This is a genomic window from Streptosporangium sp. NPDC000095 (genome assembly GCF_042899335.1).
In the GTDB taxonomy this organism is placed as follows: domain Bacteria; phylum Actinomycetota; class Actinomycetes; order Streptosporangiales; family Streptosporangiaceae; genus Streptosporangium.
In genome coordinates, this window is the sequence record NZ_JBIAZS010000014.1 from 213,000 (window position 1) to 224,638 (window position 11,639).

The window sequence follows — 11,639 nt, forward strand, 5'->3', positions numbered from 1 at the left end:
GCCGATAAACCCTTCCTGACCTGCTAAAAGGTGGCCTTCGGCTCAGGTGGGGCCAGGGTCAGCCGGCGGGTATCCGCCGCTGCGCGTCGGAGAACAGGTTGTGCATGGCGCCGCGGAAGATCTCCGCCTGCAGCGGGCCGATGAAGGAGGTGTGCCCGAACACCTCCAGAACCACGAGACCGTGCAGGTGGCCCCAGACGCTGACGAAGAGGGCGGCGGCCTGCGGTGGAAGCCCGCCGATCATCTCGGGCGGCATCTGCTCGAGGCGGGCACGTAGCGCCGGGCTCAGCGGTGGAACCTCGGTGCGGCCCAGTTGCTCGTGGGTGAACGCACCGAACAACTCCCGGTGGAAGAGGGCCGCGATCCTGCGGGCACCGGCGGTCGTGCGGCCGTCGGCGGGCGCCTCGTAACGCAGCAGCGGTGTCCCGTAGATGAGCTGGAACCGTGAGGGGTTGTCCAGACCCCATCTGCGGAAGGCTTCCGCGGCGACGACGAACCTCGGCAGGTCGCCATGCGGCGGTGCGCCGTCGAGCGCCGACCGTACGGTGTCGGCGAGTTCGTGGTACGCCTCCGTGATCAGTGCCGTGACGAGCTCGTCGCGGCTGGGGAAATAGTGGTAGAGCGCCTGCACCGTCATGCCGAGACCGCGGGCGATCGATCGCAGGGACAGCCCGAAGGGGCCGTGCAGCGCGATCTGCTCCTGTGCCGCGTCGAGGATCTCGCGGGTCGCGGTGGCCCGCCGGCGCTGGCGGAGCGGTACCGGGCCGGCGTCGGGCGTCGCGGAGTCGTCCGTCATGCCCGACACCGTACTGTCTGCTTAACGCTGTTAGGTAAATCTGGCACTGCCAAATCCGGGACGACGTCATTAGCGTCGTTGTCATGGCCGTCGCCGAACAGCACACGGCCGTCCGGTGCCGTCGTCCGGCGCCCTCCGTCCGGCCGTGGACGCCGATCACGGCCGGTCCGCGGTGCTCGACCCGCGGCGATACCCCTCACCACAAGGAGTTCTCATGACCGCTGAAACCGGTGTCCCCGCCACCGCCGGACGCCCGTCCCCCGTGGCGGATCGGATCGGGCGCACGCTGATGGCCGTCAACGCGGCCGCGACGCTCGTCCCGTTCGCGAACGGGATCTTCCTGATGAACAGCTTCTCCGACGACCGCCTCGTCACCGAGGCCTGGCGGACGTTCGCCTACATCGTCTTCGCGGGATTATGGGCCATCCTCGCCGTCGCACCGCGCAGGCAGTGGGGCCTGTGGGAGCTTCTGCTCTTCCAGAAGGGCGCGATCACCGTCTACTGCTTCGTCATGTGGGACAAGCCCGACGCGATGCAGACCGCGTTCATCGACCTCTTCGTCGTGACGACGACCGCGGTGGCGTACGTGCTCTGCCGAGGCTGGATCAGCTGGCGGACCGGTGCCTCCGAGTCGGCCGACGGCCGCCGGCCCGCGACCTCGACCGGGTGACCGGAGCGGGTCCGCGCACGACCGGCTTCGTACGAGACGAGGTTCCCACATCATTCCTGGTCAGGGTGTGCGCTCCGGAGTTTGTCGGCATGCGTGGCTACTTTGTCCCGTGCCACCTGAGCGCGTGACGCGCAGACCCTTGCGAGGTATCCCCATGACCATGGAACGGACGCCGACCCATGTCGTGCCCGACGCGCCGACACCGGAACGGCGACCCGCCGAGACCGCCGACGAAGACCTCTTCACGATGCCGGCGAGCTGGGTACGCGGCCTTCATCCACGGCGGGGCGGCGTGGCGGTCACCGTGAAGCGGCCGGATGCGGGCGCACCGGCGACGGTCGCCGCGACACTGGCCGAGTACCGGAAGACGATCCTCGACTCCCTGGAGCTGTGCTCCGATCCGGAGATCGTCGAAGCGGCCACGGCGTACCTGGCAGGGAACGTGACCCCGCTGGGCGCCGCGGTGGCCGCGGAGGTGGTGGGCGCGCACGTGGGCTGGCAGGACACGACGGCGCTGCTCGCGTTCGCCGACACCTGGCTGCTGGAGCGAGGCCCGGTGTTCGCGGCGGTGGCGGTGGCGGAGCTGAACTCGGTGAAGTGCGGCGGTGACCACTACCACTACAACAGCGGCACGCGCTCCGCCCTGCCGATCCAGCGGCTGGGCGCGACCGACCGCCCCGGTCGCTGGTGGGACTGGAACCGAGCGGAGCTGCCCCTGCGGGTCCGCGCCGCCGTCGCGGCGACGTCGGACGCCGAGTACGCCGAGGTGGTGGCCGCGCTGGCCCGGTGCCGTGAGAAGGGCCCGCACCATCGGATGGCCGCGTCCTACCTGGCGCCGACCGAGATCGACTGGGTGGACGCGGATTGCGCCGAAGCCGTGGGCCTCGGCTCGGGCTTCGCCGGTTGCCTGATCGCCGCGATCAGCACCCCTGCCCAGGTGGCGCTGATCGTGGATCACGTCTCGGTCTACCAGGTGGCCCACTCTCTCGCCCTGCCGGCCACGCTCGTCGACGGCATGGGCGCCGCGGCCGTACCGGTCCTGGCCGGATGGTTCGACGGCGCCTACGGCAAGGAGGAGCAGCGGCGGCTGCTGGCGGTGATCGCCGAGTTGCCGACCGACGAGGCGATGCGGGCGCTGATCGACCGGATCGAGCACAGGCACACCCAGCCGGCGCTTCTGCGGGCGGCGGCCCGCTTCCCGCGCCGGGCGATGCGGATGCTGGCCGCCTCCGGCGGAAAGGTGGTGGATGAGCTGCTGCGGGCCCACGTGCTGGCCCACCCCGAGCTGGTGGACGAGGTGTCGGCGGAGCTGGGCGATGCCGCCGCGCGGCGCGTCAGCGCGATCTCGACCGCTGCGGCGGTCGCCGTCGCCCCGCCGGAGGCCCTGCCCGAGGTGCTGGTCAGCCCGCCGTGGACGCGGCGGCGTACGGCTCGCAAGCCGGTGGTGGTGGGCGGCCTGGTGTGCGCGGATGAGCCGAAGGTGGTGTGGGGGGCGGGCGAGCGCGATGCCTGGCTCTCCGCTCCAGGGCACTACTGGAGCGGCTACGGCGACCGCGATTGGAAGCGCACCGCCGAGAGCATCGCCGGGGCCGGGGTGAGGAACGTTCCCTGGTATCAGGAGGTGAGTCTGTTCACGGCCGGACCGGAGGAACTCGCCGGGCCGTTGATCGAGATGTGGCGCCCGGCCGACCTGTGGGGCGCCTCCGACTGGATTCGGGTGGTGCTCGCCCGCTTCGAATTGGCCGCGCTGCCCATGGCGGTCGACAGCGCCAGGAAGAACCCCGGGCCGATCGCTTCGGCGCTGCTCCCGTTCGCCGCCCCGGAGATCGCCGTGCTGATGGCCGAGTGGTTGACCCGGCTGAAGTCGGTGCGGGCCACCGCGTTGTCCTGGCTGACGCGGCACCCCGCTGCCGCCGCCCGGGCGCTGGTTCCGCAGGCCCTGGGCAAGCCGGGTCCGGCCCGCCGGCAGGCCGAGCAGGCCCTGCTGGCGCTGGTCGCGGGCGGCAACCGCGACGCGGTGACCCAGGCCGCCACAGGGTACGGCCCGGCTGCCGAAGCCGCGATCGCCGACCTGCTGGTGGGCGACCCGCTCGACGCGCTCCCCGGCAAGATCCCGGCATTGCCCGACTGGGCCGATCCGGCGATCTTGACCCGTGTCCGGCTGCGCGGTGGCGCCGAGGCGCTGTCGATCGAGGCGGCTCGCCACGTGATGACGATGCTGGCGATCTCCCGGCCCGGTGACCCGTACGCCGGCATCTCCCTGGTCAAGGACGCCTGCGACAGCCGGAGTCTCGCGGACTTCGCCTGGGCGCTCTTCCAGCGGTGGCAGATGGCCGGGTACCCGTCCAAGGAGAGCTGGATGATGGACGCGCTCGCGTTACTCGGTGACGACGAGACCGTCCGCAGACTGACCCCGCTGATCCGGATCTGGCCCGGGGAGGGCGGGCACAGCCGGGCCGTCGCCGGTCTGGACATCCTGGCCACCCTCGGGTCCGAGGTCGCGCTGATGCACCTGCACGGTATCGCGGAGAAGGTCAAGTTCAGCGGGCTCAAGAACCGGGCCCGACAGAAGATGGCCGAGGTCGCCACGGAACTCGGCCTGGAGCCTCAGGAGCTCGCCGACCGGCTGGTGCCGGATTTCGGCCTGGCCGCCGACGGCAGCCTCACCCTCGACTACGGCGCCAGGAAGTTCGTGGTCGGCTTCGACGAGCAGCTCAAGCCGTATGTGGTCGACTCCGGGGGAAAGCGGCTGAAGAGCCTGCCCAAGCCGGGCGCCAAGGACGACGCGGAGCTGGCGCCCGCGGCCCACCGGCGTTTCGCCGGACTGAAGAAGGATGTCCGTACCGTGGCCGCCGACAACATCCGCCGGCTGGAGCAGGCCATGGTGGACCAGCGGCGCTGGAGCGCGGAGGACTTCGCCCGGCTGTTCGTCGGCCACCCGCTGCTGTGGCACATCGTGCGGCGGCTGGTCTGGGGATACTACGACTCCTCGGGTAAGCCGCTCGGCGCGTTGCGCGTGGCCGAGGACCGCGGCTTCGCCGACGTCGAGGACGAGACGCTGACCCTGCCCGACGGTGTGCTCATCGGGGTGGCGCATCCGCTGGAGCTGACCGAGACCCTCGGCGCCTGGGCGGAAATGTTCGCCGACTACGAGATCCTGCAGCCGTTCCCGCAGCTGGGCCGGGAGGTCTACACCTCGGCCGCGGACTTCGACCCGGACGCATTCACCAAGATCCCGACCGGCCGGGTGCTCGGTCTGGAACGACGGGCCTGGCGGCGTGGTCATCCGCAGGACGCCGGTTGGCAGGGCTGGATCGAGCGCGACCTTCCCGGGGGCAGGACCTTCACGGTCGGTCTCGAACCCGGTGTCGCCATCGGCTACGTCGACATGCAGGAGGAGCAGACCTTGCATGTCTCCAGGCAGAACTTCGACGGCCTCGACCCCATCGCCGCCTCCGAGATCATGCGCGACCTGCGGGAGCTCATCCGATGAACGACCACATCCAGCGGCCTCCGGCCGAGGTGCGCTACGCCGACGAGCTGGCCCGGCTGCGCGAAACCGACGACGGCGACCGGCCGCCCGGCTGGGCGCTGAGCCTGCGAGCCGCCCGGCGCTTCGTCGTCGGCGACGAGAAACTCGGCATCGGCCGCAAGTTCGCCGGCGACCCGTCACTGATCGATCGAGCCCTGGTGACCCTCGCGACCAATCGAGGGCTCATGCTGGTCGGTGAGCCGGGCACCGCGAAGTCGTTGCTGTCGGAGCTGCTCGCCGCAGCGGTCAGCGGCACATCGATGCTCACCGTTCAGGGAGGCGCGGCCACCACCGAGGACCAGATCAAGTACTCGTGGAACTACGCGCTGCTGGTCGCCGACGGCCCGTCGACACGGTCGCTGGTGCCCGCTCCGCTGCTGCGCGGCATGGCCGAAGGCAAGGTGGTGCGCTTCGAGGAGATCACCCGATGCCCGTTGGAGGTGCAGGACTGCCTGTTGTCGCCGCTGTCGGACCGCGTTCTCTCCATACCCGAGCTGACCGGGCCGGAGTCGATGGTGTTCGCGAAGGAGGGCTTCACCGTGATCGCCACCGCCAACACCCGCGACCGAGGCGTCAACGAGATGAGCGCCGCGCTCAAGCGGCGCTTCAACTTCGAGACCGTCTTCCCCATTCCCGACTTCGACACCGAGTTGTCGCTGGTGGAGGCGGAGGCCGCGGCGCTCCTGCGGCGCTCGGGGGTCGGCGCGCCGCCCCGGCGTGACGTGCTGGAGGTTCTGGTCACCGCCTTCCGCGAGTTGCGCGAGGGGCAGACCAGGCGGGGTGACGCCACCGACCGGCTGTCCGGGGTGATGAGCACCGCCGAGGCCGTCTCGGTCGCGCACGCCGTCGGGTTGCGCGGCTGGTTCCTGCGCGGTGAGTCCGGCACGGCGGCCGACCTGGTGTCGTGCCTGGCGGGGACCGCGGCCAAGGACAATCCCGAGGACCTGGCGAAGCTCCGCAGATATCTGGAGCAGCAGGCCGGCAGGCGGCGCGGCGACCAGTGGCAGGCCCTGTACGAGGCCCGTCACCTGCTGCCGGGCTGACGATGACCGCGACGTTCATCGGTGTCCGGCACCACAGTCCCGCCTGTGCCCGGCTGGTCGCCGACACCATCTCGGCGCTGCGGCCGGCGTACGTGCTGATCGAGGGCCCGGCCGACATGAACCACCGGCTCGGGGAACTGTTGCTCGGGCACGAGCTGCCGATCGCGGTGTACACCGGCTACCGCGACGCGCAGCGCCGACACGGCTCGTGGGCGCCGCTGTGCGAGTACTCCCCGGAGTGGACGGCGCTGACCGTCGGCCACGCCGTCGGTGCGGAGACGCGTTTCATCGACCTGCCCGCCTGGCATCCGGCGCTGGCCGAGGTCCACAACCGCTACGCCGACGCCGAGGCCCGCTACGCCGAGGTGACCGAGCGGCTGTGCCGTACCTTCGCGGTCGACAACGTGGACGCCCTGTGGGACCACCTGTTCGAGATCGAGTCCGCCGACGGGCTGGCCGAACGGCTGGCCACCTACTTCGACCTGGTGCGTGGTGACGCCGAGCCCGGCACCGACGACATGGCCCGCGAGGCGTACATGGCGCGGTGGATCCGAGCCGCCGTCGCCGACGCGGGCGAGCGGCCGGTCGTCGTGGTCACCGGCGGCTTCCACCGCCCCGCGTTGATCCGGCTGAGCGAGCAGGGTGAGCGGACCTGGCCGGAGCTGCCGGAACCACCCGACGACGCGGTCGTCGGCAGCTACCTGGTGCCGTACTCCTTCCGGCGGCTGGACGCCTTCGACGGCTACCAGTCGGGCATGCCGTCGCCGGGTTACTACCAGCGGCTGTGGGAGTCGGGCCCGGCGGAGGCCGCCCGCGGACTCACCGAGGCGGTGGCGGTACGGCTGCGCGCGCGGAGCCTGCAGGTGTCCACCGCGGACCTGATCGCCGCCCGGGTCACCGCGGACGGGCTGGCGCTGGTGCGCGGTCACCGCCATCCGGCCCGGGTCGACGTACTGGACGGCCTGGCGAGCGCCCTGGTCAACGAGGCGCTCGAGGTTCCGCTGCCCTGGGCGACCCGCGGGCGGCTGCGGGCGGGCAACCATCCCGCGATCGTGGAGATGGTCGCGGCGCTCAGCGGTGACCGGGTCGGCCGGCTGCACCCGTCGACGCCGCTGCCGCCGCTGGTGCACGCTGTCACCGAGCAGCTGTGCCGCCACGGTCTGGACGGCTCCGGTGAGGTGCGTCTCGACCTTGGCAAGGAGATCGACCGAGAGCGCAGCAGGCTGCTGCACAGGCTGCGGGTCCTGGCGATCCCCGGCCTGGCGCGCGAGTCCGGACCGCACCTGGCAGGCCCTCCGGTGCTGGTCGAGCAGTGGACGCTCACCGACGCCGACGACCGGTTGCCCGCCCTGATCGAGGCCGGCGGCTACGGCGTGGACCCGAGGGAGGCGGCCGCCGCCGCCCTGTCGGAGAAGGTCACGACCGGCGACCTGGATCAGCTGGCCCGCCTGTTGTTCGACGCGGCGGTGTGCGGCATCGGCGAGCTGACCGGGCGGGTGCTGGACGACCTGACGCGGGCCGTCGGCGCGGCGGCCGACCTGGGGTCGCTGGGCCGTACGCTCACCGTCGTCCTGGCGATGTGGCGACACGATGACATGTTCCGGACCAGCCGTAGCACCACGCTGGGTACGGTCATCGCGGCCGCCACCCGCCGGGCACTGTGGCTGGCCGAGGGGGCGCGGGGTGGTCCGGCACCGGCCGACCTCGGGCGGATCGGTGCCATGATCGCGGTCCGCGACGTCCTGATCCACGCCGCGACGCCGCTCGAACTGGACACCCGGGCGGCTCTGGGGGTCGCCGACCGGATCGCCGCCTGTCACGAGGCGCCGCCCGACCTGCGGGGCGCGTCGTTCGGGCTGGGCTGGTCACTGCGAGGTGCGGCCGGCCAGTCGCACGCCGACCCCACACGGGCGGTACGCGGCGCGTTCACCCCGGCCTCGGCGGGCGACTGGCTGGCCGGGCTGTTCGCACTGGCCCGTGAGGAGGTGCTGCACACCGCAGGGATGCTGGAGCTGCTCGACGAACTGCTGGGGGCGATGACCGACCATGACTTCCTGGTGGCGCTGCCGGCGCTGCGCCAGGCGTTCGGCTACTTCCCGCCCCGAGAACGGCACATCATCGCCAACCGCCTGGTCCGGTGGCGCACCGGCTCCAGCCGGGACCTGATGCGGCTCGATGCGAGACCGGAGCTGGTGGCGGCCGGGATGGCACTGGACGAGCGGGTCGACGCGGCACTCCGCCGGGAGGGACTGATCACATCATGACGACGAGCGGGTCGACGCGATGCTCCGCCGGGAGGGACTGATCACATCATGACCACGCTTGTTCCGGTCACAAGGACGAAGGAAGTTTCATGATCGATCCCGTCCTCGAACGCTGGCGGCTGCTGCTCGGTGAGTCCGGCGAAGCCTGCCTGGGCGGAGAGAGGCTCAGCGCGCAGGCAGGCGCCCGCGACGCGGCCATGGACTGGCTCTACGGCCGCGACGACGACCTGCGTAAACGGGGTGTACGGCGCGGCGGTTCCCGGGAGGGCGGCACCGGCGCATCGACGCCGACCACCGTCGACTGGCTCGACGACATCACCCGGCTGTTCCCGAAGGAGACGGTCGAGCGGCTGCAACGCGACGCGGTCGAACGCTACGAGATCCACGACGTGGTGACCGACCCGGCCGTACTGGAGCGCATCGAACCCAACCAGGCCCTGCTCAAGGCCGTGCTGCGCACGAAACACCTGATGAACCCACAGGTGCTGCGGCTGGCCCGGCGGATCGTGGAGACGGTCGTCCGGCAGTTGACGGACAAGCTCGCCACCGAGGTGCGGACCGCGTTCTCCGGCACGAAGGCGCGCCGTCCCGGCCGGTTGCGGCAGGCCCGCAACTTCGACGTCACCCGGACCCTGCGCGCCAACCTGGGCCGTTACCGGCCGGACACCGGCAAGGTGGTGATCGAGACCCCGTACTTCTTCACCCGCACCCGCCGCCACCTTGAGCAGTGGCAGGTGGTCCTGCTCGTCGACCAGTCCGGGTCCATGGTCGACTCGGTGATCCACTCGGCGGTCACCGCGGCGTGCCTGTGGGGGCTTCCCGGCGTGCGCACCCACCTGGTCGCCTTCGACACCGAGGTCGTCGACCTGACCGCCGACGTCGACGATCCGGTGGAACTGCTCATGAAGGTCCAGCTCGGCGGCGGCACCGACATCGCCCGCGCGACGGCGTACGGCGCCGACCTGGTCGACCAGCCGCGGAGGGCGATCGTCGTGCTGATCTCCGACTTCTACGAGGGCGGCGCTCCCCATCGGCTGGTGCGCATCGTTCGAGACCTGGTGGAGCAGGGCACCAAGGTGCTGTGCCTGGCCGCTCTCGACGAGCAGGCCAACCCCGACTACGACCGGGAGCTGGCGCAGCGCCTGGCGAACGTCGGGGCGCACGTGGGCGCGATGACACCTGGCGAACTGGCCGCCTTCGTCGCGGAGCACGTGGGCCGATGAGGACCGACCTGCTCGCGCTCACCGCCGACTCCCTCGCCGCACTCACCAATCGTGGCCTGGTCAAACGAGCCACCAGGGAACTCGACAGCGTCGCGCCACGACTGCGCGCCGACCCCGACGGTACGGTGCACGGCGAGTTTCCCGACGGCCCGGCCGCCAGTCTGCCTCCCGGCGGCCTCGACGCGGGGCGGTGCACCTGCGGTGCCACCGGCATCTGCCGCCACCTGGTCGGCGTGATCCTGGCCTACCAGCGTGCCGGCCGACCGGGTGAAGGGCTCCCGGCCCGGCGTGCCGACCAGCCGGGTGAGGATCTCTCAGCCGGTCAAGAGGTCGGCGAACCCGGTGTGGAACGCCCACCCGGCCGCCCGCCCGTGCCCTGGAGTCCGGGGCAGGTGACCGACGACGAACTCACCGCCAGGATCGGCACCCGCATGATGGCCGCCGCCCGCCGTGCCGAGCAGGCCGGATACACCGCCAGGGTCCGTCGCGCCACCGCCGCGAATCCGGTGCCTCAGGTCGAGCTCGCCACGGCGACCGTGCGTTTCCTGGTCCCCGGCGACCTTGGCTTCGTGCACACCGACACCGTCGCGGGCAACCGCGACGAGGTCGTCGCCTTGGCGGTGTGGGCGTTCCGCGCCGCCGACGACAGGCATCCCGAGGTGCCCGACGTGCGGGTCGACGTCGGCGGCGTCGAAGCAGGAACCGGCTCCGGGCTGGAGCGGGCGCTGACGCTGGCCGCCACGGTCCTGCACGAGGGCGCGACGCATCTTGGGCAGAGCCTGGAGACCACCGTCGCCGACGTGCGTCGCCACCTTGACGACGCCGGTCTGCGCTGGCCGCTGCTGGCCGTCGACGACCTCGCCGAGCAACTGGCCGCCTACCACGACCGCGGTGCCCACTACCGTCCGGAACTGCTCGCCGGTCACATCGCCGAGTTGCACGCCCGCCACCGTGCGGTGATCCGCCCGAACGCCACCCTGCGCAGCAGCGTGCTGGGCACCGCGGAGGCCGCGGAGACACCCCTGCGCCGGGCCCGGCTCGACAGTCTCGGCTGCCGGATCCGGGCCCTCGGCAACCAGCGGATCGCCGAGGTGTATCTCGTCCACGGTGCCGGTTCCATGGTGCTCGTGCTTCGCCGTCATTGGGACGGCGACGCCGACGGCGCGGAGCTGTCCCGGCGACGGGTCGCCACGACCACGCTGGGCGCGCTCGCCGCCGGCAACCTCGTCACCGAATCCGCGGTCCGCAGTGCCAACCGGACGGTGCGGCTGGCCACAGGACGGATCGCCAAGACCACCGTCAGCCCTTCGCGGGGCAACTGGGACGAACTACCACCGTCACTGGTGGCGACCGACTTCACCGGCCTCGCCCGCGAGCTCGACGCCCTCCCCCCGCAGCCGATCCGTCCGCGTGTCGAAGCGGAACTGGTCCGGGTCGTCGCCGTGGCCGGGGTGGAGTCCGTCACCTACACTCCCGGTGACCAGCGTCTCGACGCCGTGATCACCGATCGGGCGGGCAACCCCGTCACCGTCGCCGCCACCCACACCAGCGCCGCACCCGGACGCCTCGACGCCCTGGCGGCCGTGTTCGCCGGTACGGAAGGTGAGCTGCGTTTCGTCAGCGGCATCGTGCGCAGAACCGCCGGAAGCGTCGTCATCGAACCGGTCGGCCTGGCGGTCGAAGATCGGGTCATCGTCCCCGACCTGCGGCCCGCCGGGAGCTCCGTCGGGCTCGCGGTCGCCGACGCGACCCCACGCGAACCGTTGCTCGCGGCCCTGGCCGACACTCGGGATCTCCTCGCGGAAGCGCCCCACCGGGGCCTGAGCCACCTGCCCCCGAGTTATGGTGATCGGCTCGCGGACGCGGCGCAGCGGTTGACCGCGCTCGGACTGCACCGCGTCGCGCAGGCCGTCACGGCCTTCGGGGCGACGCTGACCCACGGCCGTGACCAGGCGACCGAGCAGACCTGGGCCGACGCGTACCTGCGCCTGGAGCTCGCTCTCGATCTCTGCTGACCGCCGGAGCGGCCGCCGTGCGGATCGTGGAGCGTCAGATGACGACGCTGCCCACCTCCGCCTTCGCCGCCTCCATCCCGGACAGGTTGGTCTTCC

7 protein-coding genes are annotated in these 11,639 nt (G+C 71.7%); 6 read left to right on the forward strand and 1 reads right to left on the reverse strand.

Annotated features, from left to right (window positions below):
• Positions 1-58: 58 nt before the first annotated feature.
• On the reverse strand, positions 59-796 hold the full coding sequence (locus ACFY3V_RS28740) for a TetR/AcrR family transcriptional regulator (RefSeq protein ID WP_389777865.1): 738 nt from the start codon (positions 794-796) through the stop codon (positions 59-61).
• A 214-nt stretch (positions 797-1,010) separates the two neighbouring features.
• On the opposite strand from ACFY3V_RS28740, the gene ACFY3V_RS28745 reads away from it, so the two are divergent.
• From ACFY3V_RS28745 to ACFY3V_RS28770, 6 genes are all read left to right on the forward strand, one after another.
• On the forward strand, positions 1,011-1,466 hold the full coding sequence (locus ACFY3V_RS28745; protein WP_389777867.1) for a hypothetical protein: 456 nt from the start codon (positions 1,011-1,013) through the stop codon (positions 1,464-1,466).
• Between the two features lie 154 nt (positions 1,467-1,620).
• Positions 1,621-4,959, forward strand: coding sequence for a DUF4132 domain-containing protein (locus tag ACFY3V_RS28750; RefSeq protein ID WP_389777869.1), 3,339 nt, complete (start codon positions 1,621-1,623; stop codon positions 4,957-4,959).
• Positions 4,956-6,041, forward strand: coding sequence for an AAA family ATPase (locus tag ACFY3V_RS28755; protein ID WP_389777871.1), 1,086 nt, complete (start codon positions 4,956-4,958; stop codon positions 6,039-6,041). Before ACFY3V_RS28750 ends, ACFY3V_RS28755 begins: the two co-directional genes overlap by 4 nt.
• 2 nt (positions 6,042-6,043) lie before the next feature.
• On the forward strand, positions 6,044-8,305 hold the full coding sequence (locus tag ACFY3V_RS28760; protein ID WP_389777873.1) for a DUF5682 family protein: 2,262 nt from the start codon (positions 6,044-6,046) through the stop codon (positions 8,303-8,305).
• An 89-nt stretch (positions 8,306-8,394) separates the two neighbouring features.
• Positions 8,395-9,528 carry a VWA domain-containing protein gene (locus tag ACFY3V_RS28765; RefSeq protein ID WP_389777875.1) on the forward strand — a complete coding sequence of 378 codons (1,134 nt, stop codon included), beginning with the start codon at positions 8,395-8,397 and terminating at the stop codon, positions 9,526-9,528.
• Positions 9,525-11,543 carry a hypothetical protein gene (locus tag ACFY3V_RS28770; protein WP_389777877.1) on the forward strand — a complete coding sequence of 673 codons (2,019 nt, stop codon included), beginning with the start codon at positions 9,525-9,527 and terminating at the stop codon, positions 11,541-11,543. The genes ACFY3V_RS28765 and ACFY3V_RS28770 overlap by 4 nt, the downstream gene beginning before the upstream one ends.
• The last annotated feature ends 96 nt before the right edge of the window (positions 11,544-11,639 follow it).